This is a genomic window from Phocaeicola plebeius DSM 17135 (assembly GCF_000187895.1).
In the GTDB taxonomy this organism is placed as follows: Bacteria; Bacteroidota; Bacteroidia; order Bacteroidales; family Bacteroidaceae; genus Phocaeicola; species Phocaeicola plebeius.
On the sequence record NZ_DS990130.1, the window covers coordinates 15,748 to 39,814 of the forward strand.

Sequence of the window (24,067 nt, forward strand, 5' to 3'; positions counted from 1 at the left end):
ATTCAGTTTTTCGTTCAACAAAAAAGAAAACTCTTGTTTCTGAAACAATGATAAGAAAAAAAAGGTATTTTTGCGGCGATATTTGAGGAGACCAGATGAAGAAATTAATCATTGGATGCTGTTTGCTGGCGCTGATGGCATCTTGCGGAGGAGGAAAAAAGAAAGTGGATCCTTTTGCCGCATTGACAGAACAAATTGATTCTATGAAAGTTCTGCCTGATTCGATTCAGGATACCATTGTGGTGGAAGAACAAATACCTGCTTCGGCAGATGAGAGTTTTGCCGATTTTTTCTACAATTTCGCGTCGGATGCAAAGTTTCAGCGGTCGCGCGTGCTATTTCCTTTTTCATTGTATAAAGGCAAACAGGTGAATCGTATCCAAAAGAAGGACTGGAAGCACGATCCTTTATTTAGTCGGGAGCAAGCGTACACGGTGCTTTTCGATAAGGAAGAAGATATGGAAATGGAAAAGGATACCAGTATGCACAGCGTACAGGTAGACTGGATTTTTCTGACTGAGAAAAAAATCAAGCGTTATTATTTTGAACGGAAAAAAGATTCCTGGTTCCTCGAGGCTATTAATGTGGAGAAAATGGCAGAGGAACACGATGGTAAAGAAGATTTCTATACTTTTTATGAACGTTTTTCACGTGATTCGCTTTTCCAGCAGGAACGTTTGCATGAACCTCTGTATTTTGTAACGGCCGATCCCGAAGATGAATTCCAGATATTGGAAACCACGCTGGAACCGGGGCAATGGTTTGCTTTTCGTCCCCCGATGATGAAAGGAAAGATGACTAATGTACACTATGGCCAGCCTGAAAATATACATTCCGATTATAAGGTAGTAGAATTCAAAGGATTTGGAAACGGCTTTAGTAATACACTCTATTTTGAACGGCGTGAAAATATCTGGCAACTTATCCGGTTTGAAGATTTGAGCGATTGATGCATTATGAAAGACTATACAAATTACTCATTGCTTCCTTATAATACATTCGGAATGGATGTAAAGGCAGCTCGTTTCGTGGAATATGAATCAGTGAATGAACTGCTCTGCTTTTTGAAAGAGTGGAAAGCACAAAAGACTCCTCTTTTACATGTAGGAAGGGGAAGTAATCTGTTGTTTGTGTCCGATTATCAAGGAACTGTTTTGCATTCTGGTATTAAAGGAATGCAGATGGTAGGTGAAACCGATGAATGGGTAGAAATACGCGTCGGTGCTGGTGAGGTGTGGGATGACTTTGTAGATTATACAGTCAAGCAAGGATGGTATGGTGCGGAGAATCTGTCCTTAATACCTGGAGAGGTAGGGGCTTCGGCCGTTCAGAATATCGGAGCGTATGGAGTAGAGGCCAAGGATTTGATTGTGTCGGTCGAAACGGTAGCGGTGAATGATGGAACCACTCGTCTTTTCAAGCAAGATGAGTGTGGATATGCGTACCGTGAAAGTGTATTTAAACGAGAGTTGAAAGGGCTTTACATTGTGACTTATGTCACTTATCGCCTGAAAAAACAGCCGGAGTTTCATTTGGATTATGGAAATATCCGCTCCGAGCTGGAGAAGGAGGGAGGAGAATTGTCACTGGAAAAACTTCGTAGTGTGATTATACGTATCCGTGAGGCGAAACTTCCTGATCCGGAAAAGATTGGAAATGCTGGTAGTTTCTTTATGAATCCCATTGTACCGCTTGCACAATTTGAAGATTTGCTCAAGGAATATCCTGATATGCCTTTTTATAAAGTAGGTGACGACCGTGTAAAAATTCCTGCAGGATGGATGATTGACCGTTGTGGATGGAAAGGCAAACGGCTGGGAAATGCCGGAGTACATGACAAGCAGGCATTGGTGTTGGTGAATCTGGGAGGAGCTACCGGAAGTGAAGTGGTCAAGCTGGCAGAAGAAGTCGTTCGTTCTGTGAAAGAAAAATTTGGAGTGGCCATTCATCCGGAAGTGAACTTTATTGGAGTAAAACAATGAAAATAACAATTTTAGGAAGTGGAACGTCTACGGGAGTGCCTCAGGTGGGATGTACTTGTAAAGTATGTACAAGTTCTGACCCGCGTGACAACCGTTTGCGCTGTTCCGGTCTGGTAGAAGTAAATGGAGTACGCATTCTTATCGACTGTGGTCCGGATTTTCGCGAACAGATGCTTCGGCTGAATGATTTTCGTGCGATAGACGGAGTGCTGATTACCCATGAACATTATGACCATGTGGGTGGTCTGGACGATTTGCGACCTTTCTGTAAGTTTCGTGACATTCCGGTGTATGCGGAAGATTATACTGCCACTCGCTTGAAGAACCGCATGCCTTATTGCTTTACGGAAAACCTTTATCCTGGTGTGCCTCATATTCCATTGAATTATATTAAAGAAGGCGAACCGTTCGTGGTTTCTAATGTGGCTGGAAATCAGGTGGAAGTAATTCCTTTCCGCGTGATGCATGGAAAGCTTCCGATTATGGGTTTTCGTATTGGAAAAATGGCCTGGATTACAGATATGCTGCATCTTCCTGAAAGTTCATACGACTACCTGAAAGGATTGGATTGTCTGGTGATGAATGCCTTGCGTATTGAATACCATTGGACGCACCAGTCTTTGTCCGCGGCATTGGAGCAGACGGTCCGTATTGCAGCTGGGAAAACTTACTTTATCCACATGAGCCATCAGATAGGTTTGCATGCGGAAGTGCAGGAACAGTTGCCGGAAAATGTGTTTTTGGCATACGATGGACTTGTGATAGAACTGGATGAGACGAGGGAGAAGAAATAACTCATAAGATAAATTAATACACCTATCATGCTTTTTTATTGATAAATCTGTATCTTTGTGCCCTATTAAGTAGACATTTAAGTAGAAAAAATCAAAATAATAGGAAAAATGGCACAAGAAGACGTTTTCAAGAAACTTGTTTCACATTGTAAAGAATATGGTTTTGTATTCCCGTCAAGTGATATTTATGATGGGCTGGGAGCCGTATATGATTACGGTCAGAACGGTGTGGAACTGAAAAACAATATCAAACAATACTGGTGGCAGAGCATGGTGCTGTTGCACGACAACATCGTAGGTATTGACTCTGCTATCTTCATGCACCCTACTATCTGGAAGGCTTCTGGTCACGTAGATGCTTTCAATGACCCTTTGATTGACAATCGTGATTCAAAGAAGCGCTACCGTGCCGATGTCTTGATTGAAGATCAAATTGCTAAATACGACGAGAAAATCAATAAGGAAGTAGCGAAGGCTGCCAAGAAATACGGAGAAGCATTCAATGAAGAAGAGTTCCGTAGCACCAATGCACGTGTGCTGGAACATCAGGCAAAACGTGATGCATTGCATGAACGTTATTCAAAGGCTATGAATGCCAACGACCTAGCCGAACTTCGTCAGATTATTCTGGATGAAGAAATCGTATGTCCTATTTCTGGTACAAAGAACTGGACAGAAGTTCGTCAGTTCAACCTGATGTTTACTACTGAAATGGGATCTACTGCAGACGGTGCTATGAAGGTATACCTGCGTCCGGAAACTGCTCAGGGTATTTTCGTGAACTACCTGAACGTGCAGAAAACAGGACGTATGAAGATTCCGTTCGGTATTGCACAGATTGGTAAGGCTTTCCGTAATGAAATTGTAGCTCGTCAGTTCATCTTCCGTATGCGTGAGTTCGAACAGATGGAAATGCAGTTCTTCGTAAAACCGGGAACAGAACTCGACTGGTTCAAGAAATGGAAAGAAATCCGTTTGAAATGGCATAAGGCACTGGGATTCGGTGACGACCACTATCGTTATCATGACCATGAAAAACTGGCTCACTATGCTAATGCTGCTACTGATATTGAATTCCTGATGCCGTTCGGATTCAAGGAAGTAGAAGGTATCCACTCACGTACTAACTTCGACTTGAGTCAGCACGAAAAATTCTCAGGAAAGAGCATCAAGTACTTTGATCCGGAAATCAACGAAAGCTATACTCCGTATGTCATCGAAACTTCTATCGGTGTAGACCGTATGTTCCTGAGCGTGATGAGTGCGGCTTATCATGAAGAAAAACTGGAAAATGGTGAAACTCGTGTGGTATTGAAATTGCCTGCAGCTCTGGCACCGGTGAAACTGGCTGTCATGCCGTTGGTGAAAAAAGATGGTCTGCCTGAAAAGGCTCGTGAAATCGTGAACGACCTGAAATTCCACTTCAACTGCCAGTACGATGAAAAAGATTCTATCGGAAAGCGTTACCGTCGTCAGGATGCTATCGGTACTCCGTACTGTATTACCATCGACCACCAGACATTGGAAGACAACTGCGTAACTCTGCGTAACCGTGACACCATGGAACAGGAACGTGTGGCTATTGCAGATTTGAATAATATCATTGCAGACAAGGTAAGCATCACCAGCTTGCTGAAAACATTGCAGTAATAAATTAAACCTACATGAACAAGAACCTATTTTGGCTGATTGCCCTGTTATTCCCTCTTTCTTTCGGTTTTGTGTCGTGTGCAGAAGACACAGCTGTGGAAGATCCGTATGCGAACTGGCAAGTTCGTAATGAACACTATATCGATTCCATTGCGGATGTGGCTCGCGCAAATTTGGGAGAAGAAGTGGGAAAATGGAAAATATATCGGAATTATAAAATTGCGAATGAAAGTACGACTCCGGGATTGGGGGGTACAATTGTTACTAATCCTTACGAAACTCCTGCCAGTGCGAGTGATTCTGTATATATGAGAATTATTGAGGTTGGAAAAGAGGAAGGGTTGACCCCATTGTTTACGGATAGTGTGAGCGTGTATTATCGTGGAAAACTGATAAATGGAACTGTATTTGATCAAAACTATACAGGAGATTTGGATGAAAAAATCCACGTGCCTACTCATTTTGCATTGCAGGCCAATCAGACAGATGGATTGATTGTAGGTTGGATCACTGCATTGCAGTGGATGAAAGAGGGTGAACGTGTGGAATTATATATTCCGGCTGCCCTTGGATATGGCACACAGAATCAGTCTTCAATTCCTGCAAATTCAGTTTTGATTTTTGATTTGAAACTGGAAAAAGTAATTCATCCTGATGGCATAGAAAGCTACAGTTTGAAAGTAGACTGATTGTAGAATTAATATAGAAAAAAGACGGTGAGGAAATGGTTTTGAGACACTTCTTCACCGTCTTTTTTTGTGATAGTTGATGTGAGTTTTGGAATTAGTATAATTGCTTTTTGTAGTGAAGTCGAAAGCTCAGGTAGTTATTAGAAAAACTGTTTGTCTCCTTTTATGTTTCTCCTGCCGGAAATGTACGTTTTTCATGCGGGAAACTTACGGCTCTGCGTCGGAAAACGTAGGGCTTACAGGCGGGAAACATAAAAAGTTTTGATTCGATATTTCATTTACGCGGGTATATTTAGAACTTTTCAGGTGTGTATGAGATTCAATAGAGAGTTGGTAAGCGTGTTCTGCGTTGACTGCCTTTTGTTTTTTAGGAGATTTCTTTGTAATTTTGTGCCCGACAGAAAAAAGAATGAAGCAAATCTTAGGTACATATTGTTTGCTGTTGGTCAGCCTGTGGGTGCTGGTGGTAGGTGTGTTTCCACATCATCATCACAATGAGGCGTTTTGTGTCAGTCCGGATATGGAGATTTGCGCCTCGTCATCGCATGACGGATGCGAAGGACGGCACCATTGTACAGGAGATGCTGACAAGCATGCGTGCGATATCAGTTGTGTTACGCATCTGTCTTTTTCTGTTCCTCATCATTTGCCGGATTTTACCCCGGATTATACATTCTATACTTTGATTTATCTGTCATCCCTTTGTCTGGAAGCTCCATCTGTTTCTGTTGAGCGAGGGGATATGATTTCCTATTACGTAGAAAAACTGCATGCCCGGCATTTTTCTGCTGTTCGCAATTTCCGTGCTCCTCCTTTTGCTGTTGTAGCTTGATTTTTCGGGATGTTACTGCACTTTGCAACCTGTTTGCAACGTGTGGAAATTATTTTTGCAAACAAAAAACAACAGTATTCAATGAAAAACTATATTTTGACAGGAACATTGTGTATGTTCCTTTTGGGGGGATGCGGAGAACATGCACACGACCATGAGCATGAAGGTCATGACCATGAAGCGGAAATACATGCAGAGGAAAAAACAGCTCATTCAGATGAAATCGTACTGACGCCGGAGAAAGCAAAAGCGGCTGGGGTGGAAGCTGAAGTGATTCACCCGGGAGCCTTTCGGGAAGTGATACAGGCTGGCGGACAGATTCTGTCGGCACAAGGCCAGGAAGCAACGGTGGTAGCGGCTTCCTCGGGAGTGGTGTCTTTCTCCCGCAAAATTGCGGAAGGAATTGAAGTGAGCCAGGGTAGTGAACTGCTTAGTGTATCTGCCGAGCACATTCAGGAAGGTGACCCCGTGAGAAAGGCAAAGGTGGCTTATGAAAAAGCCAAGGAAGAATACGAACGTGCAGAAAAACTGGTAGGCAGCCAGATTGTGTCGCAGAAAGAATTTGCGGCTTTGCGTGAGGCATACCAGAATGCCCGTCTGGCATACGAGGCTTTGCTGCCCAGCAAGTCGGGTAAGGGAGTAGCCGTGAAGGCACCTATCGGCGGATTCGTGAAAAACTGCCTGGTGAAGGAAGGCGATTACGTAACGGTGGGACAGCCGTTGATGACGGTGACTCAGATGCGCCGCTTGGTGCTGAAGGTCGATGTGTCGGAACGTTATTATACACAACTTCCCCGCATTGTGTCGGCTAACTTCAAGACACCTTATAATAATAAAGTCTACTGCCTGGAGAACTTGGGCGGAAAAGTACTTTCGTTTGGAAAATCATCAGGCGATACGTCTTATTATGTACCGGTGACATTCGAATTTGACAACCGTGGCGACATGGTTCCAGGCGCATTTGTGGAAGTCTTTCTCCTGTCGGGCGAACGTCAGGGAGTCATCAGCTTGCCGGAATCGGCGCTGACCGAAGAACAGGGACTTTATTTTGTGTACCTGAAACTCGACGACGAGTGTTATAAGAAACAAGAGGTACAATTAGGAACTTCCAACGGAGAGCGGGTAGAAATTCTTTCCGGACTGAAAGACGGAGATACCGTGGTGACTCGTGGTGCCATTCATGTGAAACTGGCTGCCGCTTCCAATGCTATTCCGGCTCATTCACACAACCATTAAAAATGACCCGCTATGCTGAATAAAATTATACGATTTTCGCTACAGAACCGCTTGCTGGTTCTGGTGGCTTCGGTGTTGTTGCTGATAGGGGGAACCTATACAGCTTTCCATACCGAAGTGGACGTGTTCCCTGACTTGAATGCGCCTACCGTAGTGGTGATGACCGAAGCCAACGGGATGGCTGCCGAAGAGGTAGAACAGCTGGTTACTTTCCCGATAGAGACTGCCGTAAACGGGGCTACTCATGTACGCAGGGTACGTTCTTCCTCTACCACGGGATTTTCTGTTGTATGGGTGGAATTTGAGTGGGATACCGACATTTACCTGGCGCGCCAGATTGTGTCGGAGAAACTGGCGGCGGCAGGCGAGGACTTGCCCGACAATGTGGGTAAACCGACATTGGGCCCTCAGTCGTCTATCTTAGGAGAGCTATTGATTGTGGGATTGACTTCCGATTCCACTTCCATGCAGGATTTGCGTACCATGGCCGACTGGACCATCCGTCCGCGTCTGCTGTCTACCGGAGGTGTGGCTCAGGTAGCTGTACTGGGAGGCGACATCAAGGAATATCAGATTTTGGTTCATCCGGACCGTATGCGCCACTATGGCGTGACGTTGGGCGAAGTGATGGAAGTGTCACGAGGCATGAACCAGAACACCAACGGAGGTGTCATTTATGAATACGGAAATGAATACATCGTGCGTGGAGTCATCTCTACCGACGATGTGCGTAAGTTGGGACGTGCTGTCATCAAGACTACTCCAGACGGGGCACCCATTACCTTGGAGGATGTGGCCGATGTACGTATCGGGTCGCAGCAACCCAAGTTGGGATTGGCTTCTGAAAAAGGAAAGCCGGCGGTACTCATTACGGTGACCAAGCAACCAAATACCGGAACCATTGAGCTGACCGAAAAACTGGAAGCCGCTTTGGCCGATTTGCAGAAGAACTTGCCGAAGGATGTGCATATCTCTACCGACATCTTCCGTCAGTCACGTTTTATTGAGAGCTCTATCAGCAACGTGCAGGACTCGCTTTACGAAGGTGCCATTTTCGTGGTGATTGTGCTGTTCCTGTTCCTGGCCAACACACGTACTACGATTATTTCACTGATTACCCTTCCCCTGTCGCTTGTGGTAGCCATCCTGACCTTGCATTACCTGGGACTTAGTATCAATACCATGAGTCTGGGTGGTATGGCCATTGCCATCGGTTCGCTGGTGGACGATGCCATTGTGGACGTGGAAAATGTATGGAAGCATCTGCGTGAAAACCGTCAGTTGTCGTTAGCGGAACGGAAACCGGTACGGGAAGTTGTCTTTCAGGCTTCACGTGAGGTACGTATGCCTATTCTGAACTCTACGTTGATTATCATTGTCAGCTTTATTCCTCTTTTCTTCCTGAGCGGAATGGAAGGACGTATGTTGGTGCCGCTGGGTATTTCTTTTATCGTGTCTTTGTTTGCTTCAACGATAGTAGCTTTGACCCTGACTCCGGTACTTTGCAGCTACCTGTTGGGTAAAAATACTTCCAAGGGAGAGGGATTGCCCAAGGAAGCCTTCCTTGCCGTATGGTTGAAGAAATATTATGAACGAGCCTTGCTTTGGGCGCTGGAACATAAGAAGACGGTATTGGGAGGAACGGTAGCTTTCTTTATCGTGGCGTTGGGAATTTTCTTTACGTTGGGGCACAGCTTCCTTCCTTCTTTCAATGAAGGTTCCTTCACCATCAATGTCAGTTCATTGCCGGGTATTTCACTGGAAGAATCCGACAAGATAGGCCGTCAGGCAGAAGAACTGCTGCTTTCGATTCCTGAAATTCAGACCGTAGCCCGTAAGACAGGGCGTGCGGAGCTGGATGAACATGCGCTGGGTGTGAATGTATCCGAAATAGAAGCACCTTTTGAACTGAAAGACCGTTCGCATGCCGAATTGCTGGACGAAGTACGTCACAAACTGTCGGTTATTACGGGGGCCAACATTGAAATCGGGCAGCCCATCAGCCACCGTATTGATGCTATGTTGAGCGGTACACAGGCCAGCATTGCCATCAAGCTGTTTGGCGACGACCTGAACCGGATGTTTGCCATCGGTAACCAGATAAAGGAAGCAGTGAGCGATGTAGAGGGAATTGCTGACCTGAATGTGGAACAGCAGATTGAGCGTCCGGAACTGAAGATTGTGCCGAAGCGTGAAATGCTGGCTAAATACGGTATCTCGTTGCCGCAGTTCAGTGAGTTTGTCACGGTCAATATGGCCGGTGAGGTCGTGTCGCAGGTATATGAACAGGGAAAGACCTTTAACCTGGTGGTACGTGCCGCAGAATCTGACCGTGGTACGATGGAACGTGTCAAGGAGTTGATGATTGATGATGCACAAGGCCGGAAGATACCTCTTTCTTACGTAGCAGATGTGACTTCTTCCATGGGTCCCAATACCATCAACCGTGAGAACGTAAAACGAAAAATTGTAATCTCGGCCAATACCAGCGGGCGTGACCTGCGCAGTGTGGTGAACGACATCCAGCATAGGGTAGAAGAAAAAATCAGCTTGCCGGAAGGGTATCATATAGAATACGGCGGACAGTTTGAAAGTGAACAGGCTGCCAGTCGTACCTTGTTGCTGACTTCTCTGATGAGTATTGCAGTGATTTTCCTGCTGCTGTACATGCAGTTCCACGATGCGGCAGAAAGTGGCGTTATCCTGTTGAATCTGCCTTTGGCCCTGATTGGAGGAGTTTTTGCCCTCTTCCTGACTACGGGTGAAGTCAGCATTCCTGCCATTATCGGTTTCATCTCGTTGTTCGGAATCGCTACCCGTAACGGAATGCTGCTTGTCACACACTACAATCTGTTGCGTGAAGAACAGCAGTTGGGAGTGCGTGAAAGTGTGGTGCGCGGTTCGCTCGACCGTCTGAATCCGATTCTGATGACGGCTCTGTCCTCTGCTTTTGCATTGATTCCGCTGGCCTTGCGCGGCGATTTGCCGGGAAATGAAATTCAGAGTCCGATGGCGAAGGTCATTCTGGGAGGTCTGCTGACTTCCACTTTCCTGAATGCGTTTGTCATTCCTATTGTGTACGAGTTAATGAACCGGAAGAAAAACCTTAAAAGAACAGAAGAATGAAAAAAATAGGATGGATGTGGCTTGCAGGACTGGCATTTGCCAGCAGCGTGCAGGCACAGAAAATAGAAGAAGTGTTGCAGTCCGTAGAGCAGAATAACAAAGAACTGCAGGCGGTCTTTCATTCTACGGAAGCAGCTAAGATGGAAGTGCAGACGCAGAATAACCTGGAAGACCCCAGTGTGGAGTACAGTCCGTTCTTTGCCAAAGGAGTAGACGGAATGGCCAGTTCGGAACTGGTGGTGACACAGGGATTTGATTTCCCGACCTTGTATGCGGCACGCAATCGTTCCGGAAAACTGCAGAAAGATGTGCTCGACCGTCAGCAGCAGGCGCTTCGTCGCGATATTCTGCTGCAGGCCAAGAATCTGTGTCTCGACCTGATTCGCCTGAATCAGGAACAGGCTTTGCTCATGGAACGACAGAAAAATGCCGATGCCCTGTTGCAGTTGTTTGAAAAGCGTTTGAAAGAAGGAGATGCCAATGCCTTGGAGGTGAATAAAATCAAGATGGAACGCATGAAGGTGCAGACGGAAGTGGCACAGAACCATGCAGCACATCGTACGGCACTTCAGCAACTGCTGGCGATGAACGGCAACCTTCCGTTGGAGTTTGCAGAAGACCGTTATCCGGCAGTGGAAGCCATTCGTGACTATCATACATTGTACAACGAGGTAATGATGCAGGATGCAGACCTTCAGGCGGCAGATGCGGCTTCCCGTGCGGCTGCGGAACAGGTAAGCGTGAACAAGCAGAACTGGCTGCCCAAGCTGGAAGTGGGTTACCGTCGCAATACGTCGGTAGGTGAGAAAAGCAACGGTTTCCTGGTCGGAGGAAGTTTCCCGATATTCTCTAACCGGAAGAAACTGAAGATTGCCAAGGCACAGGCCTTGAGTGCCAATCTGCAACTGGACAATACCCGCTTGCAGGTGGAAGCAAGAATACAGGGACAGTTTAATGAAATGCAGCAGCTTCAGGAAGCAATGCAGGCCTACGATGTGCCTTTGATGCATCATACCCTCCGCTTGCTTTATGATGCCGTGACTGCCGGACAACTTTCGATTATTGACTTTTATGTAGAGGCCGATAACGTGTACGGCAACCTGCAAAGTTATATTACCCTTGAAAACCAGTATCAGAAACTGATGGCGGATATTTATAAAAACCGTCTTTGATAGGTCATAAAGAATCCATCCCCGGTAATTAGCGATAAATTACCGGGGATGATTTTTGGGTCAAGTCAGTTTGTTATTCAAATCTTTTCTAATGGAATATTCAGGGCTTTTGCCACTCCCTTTCCATAATTCTCATCTGCTTTCATGCAGTTCCGTATATGGCGAAGCTTGATTTCTTCCGGAATATCTCCCATGGCTCTTGCCGTATTTTCGAAGAGCACCTGCTGCTGGGCGGGAGTCATCAGTCGGAACAGATCGCCTGGTTGAGAATAGTAATCCGAATCATCTTCCCGGTAGTCCCATTGGTAAGCGGCTCCATCGAGTTCCAATGGCGGCTCCTTGTATTCCGTCTGGTGCTGCCATTCTTCGTAGCTGTTGGGCTCATATCCTAACGTAGACCCATGGTTCCCGTCCACGCGCATCTGTCCGTCCCGATGATACATGTTCAGGAAAGGACAACGGCTGCGGTTGACCGGAATCTGGTGATGGTTCACTCCCAGTCGGTAGCGCTGTGTATCTCCGTAAGAGAACAGACGTCCTTGCAGCATACGGTCGGGTGAGAAACTGATACCCGGTACCACATTGGCCGGATTGAACGCTGCCTGCTCTACATCCGCGAAGTAGTTTTCTGGATTGCGGTTCAGTTCCATTACGCCCACTTCAATCAACGGATATTCTTTCTGCGACCAGACTTTGGTCAGGTCGAACGGATTGAACGGACAGTTCTTGGCCTGCTCTTCCGTCATTACCTGAATGTACATAGTCCATTTGGGGAAGTCACCCTTCTCAATGCTTTCATACAAATCGCGCTGGTGGCTTTCACGGTCTTTGGCAATGATGGCTTCTGCTTCTGCATCGGTCAAGTTCTTGATACCCTGCTGCGTATGCAGGTGGAATTTCACCCAAGTGCGTTTTCCTTCTGCGTTGATAAGTGAGAATGTATGGCTTCCGTATCCGTGCATGTGGCGGTAAGAGGCCGGAATACCTCGGTCGCTCATGGTGATGGTTACCTGATGCAGTGCTTCAGGTAGTAACGTCCAGAAATCCCAGTTGTTGCGTGCGCTTCGCATATTGGTGCGCGGGTCACGTTTTACCGCATGATTCAGGTCGGGGAATTTCAGCGGGTCACGAAGGAAGAAGACGGGGGTGTTGTTACCGACCAAATCCCAGTTGCCTTCTTCTGTATAGAATTTGATGGCGAATCCGCGAATATCACGTTCGGCATCTGCCGCTCCTCGTTCACCGGCTACGGTAGAGAAACGGACAAACAGTTCTGTTTCTTTTCCAATCTGTGAGAAAATAGCTGCCTTGGTGTAGGCTGTAATGTCATGAGTGACCGTAAATTTTCCGAAGGCACCGGAGCCTTTGGCATGCATACGCCGTTCTGGAATCACTTCGCGGTCAAAATGTGCCAGTTTCTCAAGAAACCATACGTCTTGTAAAAGCATCGGGCCTCTCCGTCCTGCGGTGGCCACATTGTGGTTGTCGGCTACAGGTGCTCCTGAAGCGCTGGTCAGTTTTTTATTTTCCATACAATATTACATTTATAATTAATAAAAAAGGGATGTACTGATAAATTGGTCTAATATCTTTTTGTCTGTTTCTGTCAGCAATCCGTTTTTGGATTTCAGAAAAGGTATGTGGGTATTCCGTGAAATCTTCAATGTTTTCTTCATTTTCCGGTACATACTGCCTGTCCTGAATTTATACGTGGTAAAAAGTAGTGTACGATGCGGAGATATGCGTCCTGCCATTTTCCGGCTGCATGCTCTCCATTTCTTGTGGGGGTGCTGTCCGACGACGAACCAGCCACACGTCCAGCATCCGGAGATAAGGAAGTCCGTCTCGTTCAGCTTTTGGGTGTTAAAATCAGAAATGGCACTCAGGCTGACGTTCAACCCTTTTGACCAGAGATACATGGCTATCTCTCGTGCGAAAAAGGCGGTCTTTCCTTTGTGGCTGTAATATAAGACAGTGGCTTTCATCTTATTGGTAACAACATGGTTCTTGGGCAATTTTTGTTCATTGTTTTTGCGGTTTGTGCCGAGACGGTTATTGCCAGCCAGGCACACATTAAACTGATGATTTTTTTCATATAGCGTTTCTTTTTTAACAAAGATAAGTGGGCTGAGAATATTTATTTATATTTGCAAAACTCATTTTTTCGATAATATCCATAGATAAAAACGATAAGGACATGGAACTGCGTCAATTGAAATACTTTAAGGAAGCCTGCGAACTACAGAACTTTTCAGAGGCAGCTCGTGTGCTGCACATCTCTCAAAGTACCCTTTCACAGCAAATCAAACAGCTGGAAGATGAGCTGGATGTGCTGTTGTTCGACCGTATTGGCAAGCGGATTGTACCTACGGAGGCCGGGCTGGCTTTTCTGCCTTATGCTGTCAGGGCAATACGCGATGCAGAAAACGGGAAACAGATTATTCGCGACCTGAAAGGTATTGAAACGGGAGTGCTTCATGTAGGAGTGACTTACAGCATGAGTCCGTTATTGATTGCAGCGTTGGGATTATTTTCCAAGACTTATCCCAAAATAAAGGTCAATGTCAGTTTTGGCACTTCCGAAGAGTTGTTGGACAGATTAGAGGCTAATCAGTTGGATTTTGTGTTGTCCTTTAAACCGGAAGGCGTGTCAGAGCATCTGGAAACCATGCCTTTGTTCTCTTCCATGCTTCGCTTTATTGTGCATTGTTCCCATCCGTTGGCCGAATTGTCATCCATCACCTTGAAGCGGCTTTCTGAAACTCCCTTGATTTTGCCGGGAAAAGGATTTGCCACCCGAAAAAGAGTAGACGACCTGTGCCGGAAGCATCAGTTGGAGTTGACGGTAGGCGTGGAGATGAATGACGTGCATACCATCATTCATACCTTGCGTGAAGGATATTGGGGAACTATATTGACGCAGGCGGCTGTACGGGGAGAAGAGAACCTTGTACAAATTCCGATATTGTGTGCCGACAAGCTGACTTCACAAGGTTTTTTGTTCTGGGCACAGGGAGATTACCGTAAGAAATCAGCATTGGCTTTTGCGGATTTTCTCCGAAAAGTGGCAGGGGGTGAAGAGAGAAGCTAAATAATGATAAGATGTAAAAAAGACAGGCCCCTGTTTCTCTTAATCCGTTCTGAATTATTAACTTTGTCGGTCGATAAAAATTAAAACAGAAACACAGCGCTATGCCATTAAATTTACCCGATAAACTGCCCGCAATTGATTTGCTGAAGGAGGAGAATATTTTCGTTATCGATAATTCTCGTGCCAGCTCACAGGATATTCGTCCGTTGAAAATTGTGGTGCTGAACCTGATGCCCATCAAGATTACTACAGAAACCGATTTGATTCGTTTGCTTTCGAACTCTCCTCTTCAGATAGAAGTAAGTCTGATGAAGCTGAAAAGTCATACGTCAAAAAATACGCCGGTGGAACACATGAAAGCTTTCTACCGCGACTTTGAACTGATGAAGAATGAGAAGTTCGACGGAATGATTATTACGGGTGCACCGGTGGAACATCTCGATTTTGAGGATGTAAATTATTGGGATGAAATTACGGAGATTTTTGAGTGGACCCGTACGCATGTGACTTCTACTTTTTATATATGCTGGGCGGCACAGGCGGGATTGTATTATCATTATGGCATTCCGAAATATCCGCTGGAAAAGAAAATGTTTGGAATTTTTGAACATCATATCTGCGACGGATTCCAGCAGTTGCCTATTTTCCGTGGGTTTGATGATGTGTTTTATGTACCTCATAGCCGTCATACGGAAGTCCGTCGGGAAGACATCGAGAAGTGTGAAGGTTTGCAGGTAATTTCGGAATCGGCTGACTCTGGTGTACACATTGTGATGGCTCGCGGCGGACGTGAGTTTTTCGTGACCGGACATTCCGAATATTCTCCTTATACTTTGGACACGGAGTATCGTCGTGACCTGGATAAGGGACTTCCTATTGAAATGCCTCGAAACTATTATCGTGAGGACAATCCGGAGAAAGGACCGCTGGTACGCTGGCGAAGTGTGGCCAACCTCTTGTTCTCCAATTGGTTGAACTATTATGTATATCAGGAAACTCCTTACGACATCAATCAGATAAAATAATGCTCAGACAACGTCCTATCGAACTGCTTGCTCCGGCAAAGAACTTGGAGTGTGGAATGGAAGCCATTAATCATGGTGCCGATGCGGTGTATATCGGTGCACCTCGTTTTGGCGCGCGTGCAGCTGCCGGAAATTCTCTGGAAGACATTGAAGCCCTGGTGCGTTACGCACATTTATATCGGGTGCGTATTTACGTGACTGTCAATACAATTTTGAAAGATGAAGAACTGGCAGAAACGGAGAAAATGATTTGGGATTTGTACCGGATTGGGGTGGATGCCTTGATTGTGCAGGATATGGGGATTACCCGTCTGAATCTTCCTCCGATTCCTTTGCATGCCAGTACGCAGATGGACAACCGCACTCCGCAAAAAGTGAAATTCCTGGCTGAGGCAGGTTTCCGTCAGGTGGTGTTGGCCCGTGAACTGACGCTGGATGAAATTGCAAAGATTCATGCAGCCTGTCCGGATACACCGCTGGAAGTGTTTGTACACGGAGCCTTGTGCGTAAGCTATAGCGGACAATGTTATGTCAGCCAGGCTTGCTTTGGTCGTAGTGCCAACCGGGGAGAATGTGCACAGTTCTGTCGCCTGAGTTTTGATATGGTAGATGCCGACGGGAAAACGATTGCCCGTGGTAAACACTTGCTTTCCTTGAAAGATATGAACCAGAGCGAGAACCTGGAAGCCTTGCTGGATGCCGGTGCCTCTTCGCTGAAAATAGAAGGACGTTTGAAGGATGTAGCCTATGTAAAGAATGTGACGGCTTACTATCGCCAGAAATTGGATGCGATATTCAAACGCCGCAAAGAATATATACGTGCTTCTTCCGGCACGGTCCGGCTGGCTTTTCGTCCGCAATTGGACAAGAGTTTCAGCAGGGGTTTTACTGATTATTTCCTGCACGGACGTACACCGGATATTTTCTCCTTTCATACGCCGAAGTCGTTAGGTGAAGAAATGGGAGTGGTGAAGGAAGTACGCGGCAACTATTTTACCGTGGCAGGTGTCAAACCTTTCAGTAACGGTGATGGACTTTGTTATCTGGATGAGGCGGGAAAACTGCATGGATTCCGGGTAAATCGCGTAGAAAACAATAAACTTTATCCGCAGGAAATGCCACGCCTTCGACCGAAGACCAGGCTTTACCGTAACTTTGACCAGGAGTTTGAGCGGGTGATGCAGAAAAAATCGGCAGAGCGGAAGATAGCCGTGGCCATGGCATTGGAAGAAAACAATTTCGGATTTACACTGACTTTGACCGATGAGGACGATAATAGCATCAGCGTGACATTGCCGTACGAAAAAGCACCGGCGCGTACACCCCAGGCTGAAAACCTGAGAAATCAGTTGGGCAAGTTGGGAAATACGCCTTTTGAGCTGGAAAGTTTGGATATTTCTTTATCGGGCGACTGGTTTATTCCTTCATCAGTGCTTGCGGATTTACGTCGTACGGCAGTAGAGAAACTGCTGGAGGCTCGTCGCATCAACTATCCACAGGAAAGAGTTCGTTTCCCGAAAACAGTTCATGCTTTTCCGGCAGGCGAACTGACTTATTTAGGAAATGTGATGAACGGAAAGGCACAGGCTTTCTACCATGACCATGGAGTGAAGCGAGTGGAGCCGGCTTTTGAAAAGGAAGCACAGGCCGATGCGGTGTTGATGTTCTGCAAGCATTGCCTGCGTTATAGCATGGGATGGTGTCCGGTACATCATAAGGTGAAGTCGCCTTATCGTGAGCCGTATTACTTGGTAAGTACGGACGGACGACGTTTCCGCCTTGACTTTGACTGTAAGGTTTGTCAGATGAAAGTTTCATTGGATAATCGGGCATCTTCATGAAGCACTTACAATATTTTCTGGGCATACTCTTTCTGTTGCTGTGTATGACGGCCTGTCATTACCGCACTACCTTGTCTTCGGCTGTAAAGAATGGGCAGGAAGACTCGGTAGCCGTGTCGGTACAGAAAGAACGTCCGTATGCACTGAACAGCAATTTCCGTGTGACAGCAGATACACTCTGGTTGCGTCTGCTTCCGTTGCTCGACTCTATTCCGGTAAGGGAAGGAGATGAACTGGTGGTAGCAGAAATATCGCTGCGCACGGAAATGCAGGATGATTCAGTGTGGGTGAAGGTGGCACGCGACCAGGAAACCATAGGCTGGATTCCGGAACATCAGCTTTTGACGCACATTGTCCCTGTAGATCCGATTTCACGCTGCATCCATTTGTTCAGTAATTCACACACTTTACCGTTCTTTCTGGTATTGGCAGTGTTCTTTCTTTGCTTTGTGTACCGTGCCGTACGACGCAAGCAGATAAAACTCATCTGGCTGAACGACATAGACAGTGTGTTCCCTATTACGTTGTCGTGGTTGCTTGTGGCGGCCGCCACACTTTATAACAGCATGCAGCATTTTGTGCCGGAAACCTGGGAGCGGTATTATTATGATCCGTCCCTGAATCCGTTCGATCTGCCTTTTGTGTTAGGGCTGTTTGTGCTCAGTGTGTTCTTTATTTTGCTGTTAGGAGTCGCTTTACTGGATGATTTGTTTCATCAGACCTCTTTTGAAGTAGCCTTCTTCTATCTGCTGGGACTGGCTTCCTATTGCATATTTCTTTATATTTTCTTTACTTATTTATGGGTGTACCTCGCTTATGTGGGCTTTATCGGATATACCTTGTGGTGTATTCGCCAGCTCCGGAAATCGCATGGCTATCCATATGCCTGTGGTTCTTGCGGCGCAAAAATGAGATCGAAAGGCATTTGCCCGCACTGTGGCGCATTGAATGAGTAAGAATCGGCAGAATTTTGTAATTTTGCATTTTCCAAAATCAAAAATTTTAAAACGTACCAAATATGATTAGTATAGATGGACTGACCGTAGAATTCGGAGGGACCACCTTGTTCAGTGACCTGAACTTTCAGATTAACGAGAAAGACCGTATCGCCCTGATGGGTAAAAATGGAGCCGGTAAATCGACACTTCTTAAAATTTTGGCAGGCGTTCGGCAACCTACCCGTGGAAAGGTGACGGCACCGAAGGACTGTGTGATTGCCTATCTGCCCCAGCACCTGATGACGGAGGATGGCCGTACGGTGTTTGAAGAAGCCTCTCAAGCCTTTGCCCATTTGAAAGAAATGGAAGAAGAGATAGAGCGGATGAACAACGAACTGGCCACCCGTACGGATTATGAGAGTGATTCCTATATGGCTTTAATCGAGAAAGTGGCAGCCATGAGCGAGAAGTTCTATGCCATCGACATGACGCATTTTGAAGAAGATGTGGAGAAGGCTTTGCTGGGATTGGGATTCTTGCGGGAAGACTTTAACCGTCCGACCAGTGATTTCAGCGGAGGATGGCGCATGCGTATTGAGCTGGCCAAGCTGTTGCTACAGAATCCGGACGTCCTTTTGCTGGATGAGCCTACCAACCACCTGGACATCGAATCTATCCAGTGGCTGGAAGATTTTCTGATTAACAGTGCCAAGGCCGTGGTGGTCATCAGTCACGACCGTAAGTTTGTCGACAATATTACCACACGCACCATCGAAGTGACGATGGGACGCATCTATGATTATAAAGTGAACTATTCTCAGTATCTTGTATTGCGGAAGGAACGCCGTGAGCAACAGATGAAGCAGTATGAGGAACAGCAGAAAATGATTCAGGAAACCAAGGATTTTATCGAACGCTTCAAGGGAACATACAGCAAGACGCTTCAGGTACAGAGCCGTGTAAAAATGCTGGAGAAGCTGGAACTGATAGAGGTGGACGAAGAAGATACTTCGGCCTTGCGCTTGAAGTTTCCTCCCTCTCCGCGTAGTGGAAACTATCCGGTTATCATGGAAGGAGTCGGTAAAACATACGGCGATCATGTTGTCTTCAAAAATGCCAATCTGACCATTGAGAGAGGGGATAAGGTGGCATTCGTCGGAAAGAACGGAGAAGGAAAGTCTACGCTGGTGAAATGTATCATGAATGAAATAGACCATGAAGGTACGCTGACGTTGGGACATAACGTACAAATCGGATACTTTGCACAGAACCAGGCATCCTTGCTGGATGAAAATCTGACGGTGTTCCAGACCATTGACGATGTGGCCAAAGGTGAAATCCGTAATAAAATCAGAGACCTGCTGGGAGCATTTATGTTTGGTAGTCCGGAGGCTTCCATGAAAAAGGTAAAAGTGTTGTCAGGAGGAGAACGTACCCGTCTGGCAATGATAAAGCTTTTGCTGGAGCCGGTCAACTTGTTGATTTTGGACGAGCCAACCAATCACCTGGACATGAAAACGAAGGACATTCTGAAGCAGGCGCTGGTAGATTTCGACGGTACGTTGATTGTCGTATCTCACGACCGTGACTTCCTGGATGGGCTTGTGACGAAAGTATATGAATTCGGAAATCAGCGTGTGAAAGAACATTTGTGTGGTATTTATGAGTTCCTGGAAACGAAAAAAATGGAGAATTTGCAGGAACTAGAGCGTAAAAATGCCTGAAATCACCCTTTTTTAGAGAAAAAACAGGGATTTGAGAAAAAAAGTTCTCAAATGTTTTGCAGGTTTAAAATAAGTTACTACCTTTGCACTCGCAATCGGGAAATGACCGATGCGACAAAGGATTGATTCGCTAGCTCAGCAGGTAGAGCACAACACTTTTAATGTTGGGGTCCTGGGTTCGAGCCCCAGGCGGATCACTCAAACAAAAAGCAAAACAATGAAAACCGCTGATAATCAATCATTATCAGCGGTTTTTCTTTTTATCCATACTGCAAATTGAAGCAGAATACCGCATCTTACTGGAGGTGAAATAGGTGGACTTAATTTCCACATAAAAACAAGTCCACCTAATTGGATTATATTTCACTGATTCTCTGCGTTTTGCATAAAACAAACTCTTTTCAAAACATGTATTTTTACACCATCAAAAAAAGAAGAGTATGGCAATGCAAAGAAACTATTTTACGGTATTGTTTTTCCTGAAGAAATCAAAGCTGCTTAAAAATGGAGAAGCACCAATCTGTATGCGTATCACAATAAACGGAAAACGTGCAGAGGTACAAATCAAGCGAAGTATAGATGTTACAAAATGGAATACGCAAAAAGAATGCGCGATTGGCAGGGAAAAGAAGTATCAAGAAATAAACCACTATCTTGATACGATAAGAACTAAAATCCTTCAAATTCACCGTGAACTTGAGCAGGACGGTAAACCTATTACAGCAGATATTATAAAAAATATCTATTATGGAGAACACTCTACTCCCAAAATGCTGCTTGAAGTATTCCAGGAACACAATTCGGAATATCGGGAATTAATGAACAAGGAATATGCCGAAGGTACTGTACTTCGATACGAACGTACAGCAAGATATTTGAAGGAGTTTATCAGTGAACAGTATAAACTGGCTGATATTCCATTAAAATCAATCAACTATGAATTTATAACCAAATTCGAACATTTCATTAAAATACAGAAAAACTGTGCGCAAAATGCGACAGTGAAATATCTGAAGAATTTAAAGAAAATCATCAAAACTGCATTGATAAAGAAGTGGATAACTGATGATCCGTTTGCAGAAATACACTTCAAACAGACCAAGTGTAACCGTGAATTCTTAAACGAAATGGAACTTCGCAAAATCATCAATAAAGATTTTGATATTCAACGATTACAAACCGTAAGGGACATATTCATCTTCTGTTGCTTCACCGGTTTGGCTTTCACAGACGTAAAGAATCTGAAAAAGGAACACCTTGTACAGGCTGATAATGGTGAATGGTGGATAAGAAAAGCAAGGGAAAAGACCGATAATATGTGCGACATTCCATTGTTGGATATACCAAGACTTATTTTAGAGAAATATCAATCAAATCCAATCTGCAATGAAAAAGGATTATTACTTCCTGTTCCCAGCAACCAACGAATGAACAGTTATTTGAAAGAAATAGCTGATGTATGTGGTATTCAGAAGAATCTTTCCACACATATTGCAAGACATACATTTGCATCACTGGCTATTGCAAATAAGGTTTCCTTGGAATCCATTGCCAAAATGTTAGGACATACGGACATTCGTACAACTCGTATTTATGCCAAAATAATGAATTCTACCATTGCCAATGAAATGAAAGTACTGCAAAACAAGTTCGCAATATAATTTTCAACCATTATTTCATTTCTTACAGCAAATATCGCCCTTTGCCACTGACTGTGCAAGGCGGCCCTGTCGGGCTGGTTGGCTGGAAAAAAATCATCCTCGCTTCGCTCCGGTATTTTTTTCCGCCAAGCCTTGCACCGGTCATTGGCAAAGAACAGCCGGGCCAGTAAGAAATTGAAATACTGGCTCCACGGAGCCGGTCATGTCTAATTTAAATAAAAGAATATGACTGAAGAAGTTGGAAAGAAGGTATGTGAAGGTACAGTAGCAGACCTCATGAAGGACAAGACCGGAAAACAGACGGTTATCACGTTGACAAGAAAGAATGCTTACCGAGTGAAGAAAATCAGAGAACAAGGGACGGATGACGAAGCCGTCCTTTTTCATTTCCGTAAACGCTGTACGGGAATGGGGTCCTATGTACACACCATCGAAGCGGCAGACGGAGAAACAGAACTTCATCCGTCTGAATTTGAAAAATGGGAAGCTGTGGAATTCCTGTATCCCGGCTATCTGGAAGACCTGCTTGATGCTGCATACAACGCGTACAGATGGAGTTCCTTCGAACCTGAAGCAAGGGCGGAAACAGACATCATGCAATATGAAAAACAACTTGTAGAGGATCTGAAACAGATTCCGGAAGAAAAGCAGAACGAGTATGTCAGTGCATACCATAGCAAGTTCTCCGCCTTGCTGGGCAGTCTCTCACGATGTGCCAGTCCGATGGTGACAGGGCCTGCCAAATTCAACTGTCAGCGCAACAACAAGGCCTTGGACGCATACCAGAACAGATTTGATGAATTTCATGACTGGCGTAACCGCTTCAAGGCTGCCATGGAAAGGATGAAAGAGGCTGCCAAACCGGAAGAACAGAAGCAGGAAGAGGCATGGAACCGCCTGAAGCGTGACATTGCAAGCAGCGCACAGACCATTCATGATATTGATACCGGTAAAGCAAGAGGATACAGCCGTGCCTTGTTTGTCAGCAGTATCCTTAATAAAGTAAGCACCTATGCAGGAAAAGGAGAAGTGGAAATCGTACAGAAAGCGGTAGACTTCATTACAGACTTCAATGCGCAATGCAAGAAACCGGTTATCACTCCGCGGAACCGTTTCTTCCAACTGCCGGAAATGGCACGCCAGGCCAGACTGAAACTTCAGGAAATCAGAGAACGGGAAAACCGTGAACTGAAATTTGAAGGCGGAACGCTGGTATGGAACTATGAGGCAGACCGCCTGCAAATCCAGTTTGACAATATTCCGGATGACCAGAGGCGCAAGGAACTGAAATCATACGGTTTCAAATGGTCGCCGAGATACCAGGCATGGCAACGGCAACTTACACAGAATGCCGTATATGCAGTCAAAAGAGTGTTGAACCTTCAAAACCTATAAGACATGAAAGACCGATTGAAATATGTAATCGATTCCCGCTACTTCAACGGGACATGCCTGACAAGTATGAGTGACGGATTCCACAATGACTATGGTGGGGAAACAATCGAAGAACTGCGCATACGGGAAAACAATCCCTATCTGAAAGCCGTAACACCTTCTGATATAGATAAGAAGCTGCGGCTTTACCATAAGTCCCTGTCCGAACCGTTCAAGGAAATCACCGAAGAAGACTACTATGACCTGCTGGATGTACTGCCACCCTTGCGCATGAGACAAAACTCGTTCTTTGTGGGAGAACCGTATTACGGAAATATGTACTCTTTCTGCTTTACCCGTCAAGGAAGATATTTCAAGGGCCTGCGCTCCGTACTTACTCCGCAATCCGAACTGGACAGTCAGATAGACCGTCACATGGAAATCATCAACCGAAAAGCCGTGATCTTAAAAGAGGAAACAAGCAAAATGGTCACAACCGGAACCAGACTCATTCCCTATTATTTTTCACTGGACGGAAAACAGTCCGTATTCATCTGCAACCTTGTCATCCAATCAGATTCCAGACAAGCAAGGACGGACATGGCGAATACCCTGAAAAGTCTTCGCCGGAACCATTATCAGTTCTATAAAGGAAAAGGGCATTACGAAACTCCGGACGAACTGATAGACCATGTATCAGGAAAGAAGTTCACCCTTGTTTCTGACGGACATTTCTTTCAATATCCTCCCGGCAGGGAATCCGCAACTTTCATCGGACACATCAAGGAGACATCAGAGGAATTTCTTTTCCGGATCTATGACCGTGAATATTTCCTGTATCTCCTTAAAAGACTGAGGACCGTGAAAAAGGAATCGGCACAGGGACAAATAAATATCAAATCATAATATTCGGGGAATGCGGTAGAATGACT

The 24,067-nt window shown here is 45.4% G+C and carries 19 protein-coding genes and 1 tRNA gene; 18 read left to right on the plus strand and 2 right to left on the minus strand.

Annotation, left to right across the window (positions count from 1 at the left end):
- The first annotated feature begins 95 nt into the window (after positions 1-95).
- From BACPLE_RS08245 to BACPLE_RS08285, 9 genes are all read left to right on the plus strand, one after another.
- Entirely contained in the window at positions 96-950 is an 855-nt protein-coding gene (locus tag BACPLE_RS08245; protein ID WP_007560788.1) for a DUF4348 domain-containing protein, read from the plus strand.
- Between the two features lie 6 nt (positions 951-956).
- Positions 957-1,982 (plus strand): UDP-N-acetylmuramate dehydrogenase, encoded by a 1,026-nt coding sequence (gene murB, locus BACPLE_RS08250; protein WP_007560790.1) that lies wholly within the window; start codon positions 957-959, stop codon positions 1,980-1,982.
- Complete coding sequence (locus tag BACPLE_RS08255; protein ID WP_007560792.1) at positions 1,979-2,776, plus strand: MBL fold metallo-hydrolase; 798 nt, start codon at positions 1,979-1,981, stop codon at positions 2,774-2,776. Before murB ends, BACPLE_RS08255 begins: the two co-directional genes overlap by 4 nt.
- Positions 2,777-2,884: 108 nt before the next feature.
- Positions 2,885-4,426 (plus strand): glycine--tRNA ligase, encoded by a 1,542-nt coding sequence (locus BACPLE_RS08260; RefSeq protein ID WP_007560794.1) that lies wholly within the window; start codon positions 2,885-2,887, stop codon positions 4,424-4,426.
- 14 nt (positions 4,427-4,440) lie between these two features.
- The gene (locus tag BACPLE_RS08265) at positions 4,441-5,115 is read left to right on the plus strand and encodes an FKBP-type peptidyl-prolyl cis-trans isomerase (RefSeq protein ID WP_007560796.1); all 675 of its coding nucleotides are present in this window, start codon (positions 4,441-4,443) and stop codon (positions 5,113-5,115) included.
- A gap of 409 nt (positions 5,116-5,524) precedes the next feature.
- A complete protein-coding gene (locus BACPLE_RS08270) occupies positions 5,525-5,947 on the plus strand; it encodes a DUF6769 family protein (protein WP_007560800.1) in 423 nt (140 codons plus the stop codon).
- A gap of 81 nt (positions 5,948-6,028) precedes the next feature.
- The gene (locus BACPLE_RS08275; RefSeq protein WP_040312888.1) at positions 6,029-7,183 is read left to right on the plus strand and encodes an efflux RND transporter periplasmic adaptor subunit; all 1,155 of its coding nucleotides are present in this window, start codon (positions 6,029-6,031) and stop codon (positions 7,181-7,183) included.
- Between the two features lie 12 nt (positions 7,184-7,195).
- A complete protein-coding gene (locus BACPLE_RS08280; RefSeq protein ID WP_007560804.1) occupies positions 7,196-10,309 on the plus strand; it encodes an efflux RND transporter permease subunit in 3,114 nt (1,037 codons plus the stop codon).
- Positions 10,306-11,481: a TolC family protein gene (locus tag BACPLE_RS08285; RefSeq protein WP_007560806.1), complete on the plus strand. Its 1,176-nt coding sequence runs from the start codon at positions 10,306-10,308 to the stop codon at positions 11,479-11,481. The genes BACPLE_RS08280 and BACPLE_RS08285 overlap by 4 nt, the downstream gene beginning before the upstream one ends.
- Before the next feature lie 77 nt (positions 11,482-11,558).
- Here the strand turns inward: BACPLE_RS08285 and BACPLE_RS08290 are convergent, their stop codons facing one another.
- Together BACPLE_RS08290 and BACPLE_RS08295 are read right to left on the minus strand one after the other, a co-directional pair.
- Positions 11,559-13,013 carry a catalase gene (locus tag BACPLE_RS08290; protein WP_007560808.1) on the minus strand — a complete coding sequence of 485 codons (1,455 nt, stop codon included), beginning with the start codon at positions 13,011-13,013 and terminating at the stop codon, positions 11,559-11,561.
- An 18-nt stretch (positions 13,014-13,031) separates the two neighbouring features.
- On the minus strand, positions 13,032-13,466 hold the full coding sequence (locus BACPLE_RS08295; protein ID WP_040312893.1) for a hypothetical protein: 435 nt from the start codon (positions 13,464-13,466) through the stop codon (positions 13,032-13,034).
- A 212-nt stretch (positions 13,467-13,678) separates the two neighbouring features.
- On the opposite strand from BACPLE_RS08295, the gene BACPLE_RS08300 reads away from it, so the two are divergent.
- The 9 genes from BACPLE_RS08300 to BACPLE_RS08340 all read left to right on the plus strand — a co-directional run bounded on the left by BACPLE_RS08300 (position 13,679) and on the right by BACPLE_RS08340 (position 24,041).
- Positions 13,679-14,572: a LysR substrate-binding domain-containing protein gene (locus tag BACPLE_RS08300; RefSeq protein ID WP_007560812.1), complete on the plus strand. Its 894-nt coding sequence runs from the start codon at positions 13,679-13,681 to the stop codon at positions 14,570-14,572.
- Positions 14,573-14,673: 101 nt separating this feature from the next.
- Positions 14,674-15,597, plus strand: a complete 924-nt coding sequence (metA, locus tag BACPLE_RS08305) for a homoserine O-acetyltransferase MetA (RefSeq protein WP_007560814.1) — start codon at positions 14,674-14,676, stop codon at positions 15,595-15,597.
- Positions 15,597-17,438: a peptidase U32 family protein gene (locus BACPLE_RS08310; RefSeq protein WP_007560816.1), complete on the plus strand. Its 1,842-nt coding sequence runs from the start codon at positions 15,597-15,599 to the stop codon at positions 17,436-17,438. The genes metA and BACPLE_RS08310 overlap by 1 nt, the downstream gene beginning before the upstream one ends.
- On the plus strand, positions 17,435-18,394 hold the full coding sequence (locus tag BACPLE_RS08315; protein ID WP_007560818.1) for a hypothetical protein: 960 nt from the start codon (positions 17,435-17,437) through the stop codon (positions 18,392-18,394). Before BACPLE_RS08310 ends, BACPLE_RS08315 begins: the two co-directional genes overlap by 4 nt.
- Before the next feature lie 62 nt (positions 18,395-18,456).
- Positions 18,457-20,100, plus strand: coding sequence for an ABC-F family ATP-binding cassette domain-containing protein (locus BACPLE_RS08320; RefSeq protein ID WP_007560820.1), 1,644 nt, complete (start codon positions 18,457-18,459; stop codon positions 20,098-20,100).
- Positions 20,101-20,224: 124 nt separating this feature from the next.
- Positions 20,225-20,297 (plus strand) — tRNA-Lys (locus BACPLE_RS08325).
- 243 nt (positions 20,298-20,540) lie between these two features.
- Complete coding sequence (locus BACPLE_RS08330; RefSeq protein ID WP_004326283.1) at positions 20,541-21,761, plus strand: site-specific integrase; 1,221 nt, start codon at positions 20,541-20,543, stop codon at positions 21,759-21,761.
- Between the two features lie 225 nt (positions 21,762-21,986).
- A complete protein-coding gene (locus BACPLE_RS08335) occupies positions 21,987-23,156 on the plus strand; it encodes a hypothetical protein (RefSeq protein WP_007560826.1) in 1,170 nt (389 codons plus the stop codon).
- A gap of 3 nt (positions 23,157-23,159) precedes the next feature.
- Positions 23,160-24,041, plus strand: a complete 882-nt coding sequence (locus tag BACPLE_RS08340) for a hypothetical protein (RefSeq protein ID WP_040312726.1) — start codon at positions 23,160-23,162, stop codon at positions 24,039-24,041.
- Positions 24,042-24,067 lie beyond the last annotated feature (26 nt).

What these genes read in the sequence shown, in the direction of transcription:
- BACPLE_RS08300 (WP_007560812.1), top strand. Translation starts at nt 13,679, where the DNA reads ATGGAACTGCGTCAATTGAAATACTTTAAGGAAGCCTGCGAACTACAG.
- BACPLE_RS08280 (WP_007560804.1), top strand. Translation starts at nt 7,196, where the DNA reads ATGCTGAATAAAATTATACGATTTTCGCTACAGAACCGCTTGCTGGTT.
- BACPLE_RS08285 (WP_007560806.1), top strand. Translation starts at nt 10,306, where the DNA reads ATGAAAAAAATAGGATGGATGTGGCTTGCAGGACTGGCATTTGCCAGC.
- metA (WP_007560814.1), top strand. Translation starts at nt 14,674, where the DNA reads ATGCCATTAAATTTACCCGATAAACTGCCCGCAATTGATTTGCTGAAG.
- BACPLE_RS08335 (WP_007560826.1), top strand. Translation starts at nt 21,987, where the DNA reads ATGACTGAAGAAGTTGGAAAGAAGGTATGTGAAGGTACAGTAGCAGAC.
- murB (WP_007560790.1), top strand. Translation starts at nt 957, where the DNA reads ATGAAAGACTATACAAATTACTCATTGCTTCCTTATAATACATTCGGA.
- BACPLE_RS08275 (WP_040312888.1), top strand. Translation starts at nt 6,029, where the DNA reads ATGAAAAACTATATTTTGACAGGAACATTGTGTATGTTCCTTTTGGGG.
- BACPLE_RS08245 (WP_007560788.1), top strand. Translation starts at nt 96, where the DNA reads ATGAAGAAATTAATCATTGGATGCTGTTTGCTGGCGCTGATGGCATCT.
- BACPLE_RS08320 (WP_007560820.1), top strand. Translation starts at nt 18,457, where the DNA reads ATGATTAGTATAGATGGACTGACCGTAGAATTCGGAGGGACCACCTTG.
- BACPLE_RS08255 (WP_007560792.1), top strand. Translation starts at nt 1,979, where the DNA reads ATGAAAATAACAATTTTAGGAAGTGGAACGTCTACGGGAGTGCCTCAG.
- BACPLE_RS08330 (WP_004326283.1), top strand. Translation starts at nt 20,541, where the DNA reads ATGGCAATGCAAAGAAACTATTTTACGGTATTGTTTTTCCTGAAGAAA.
- BACPLE_RS08310 (WP_007560816.1), top strand. Translation starts at nt 15,597, where the DNA reads ATGCTCAGACAACGTCCTATCGAACTGCTTGCTCCGGCAAAGAACTTG.
- BACPLE_RS08290 (WP_007560808.1), bottom strand. Translation starts at nt 13,013, where the DNA reads ATGGAAAATAAAAAACTGACCAGCGCTTCAGGAGCACCTGTAGCCGAC.
- BACPLE_RS08295 (WP_040312893.1), bottom strand. Translation starts at nt 13,466, where the DNA reads ATGAAAGCCACTGTCTTATATTACAGCCACAAAGGAAAGACCGCCTTT.
- BACPLE_RS08340 (WP_040312726.1), top strand. Translation starts at nt 23,160, where the DNA reads ATGAAAGACCGATTGAAATATGTAATCGATTCCCGCTACTTCAACGGG.
- BACPLE_RS08260 (WP_007560794.1), top strand. Translation starts at nt 2,885, where the DNA reads ATGGCACAAGAAGACGTTTTCAAGAAACTTGTTTCACATTGTAAAGAA.
- BACPLE_RS08315 (WP_007560818.1), top strand. Translation starts at nt 17,435, where the DNA reads ATGAAGCACTTACAATATTTTCTGGGCATACTCTTTCTGTTGCTGTGT.
- BACPLE_RS08270 (WP_007560800.1), top strand. Translation starts at nt 5,525, where the DNA reads ATGAAGCAAATCTTAGGTACATATTGTTTGCTGTTGGTCAGCCTGTGG.
- BACPLE_RS08265 (WP_007560796.1), top strand. Translation starts at nt 4,441, where the DNA reads ATGAACAAGAACCTATTTTGGCTGATTGCCCTGTTATTCCCTCTTTCT.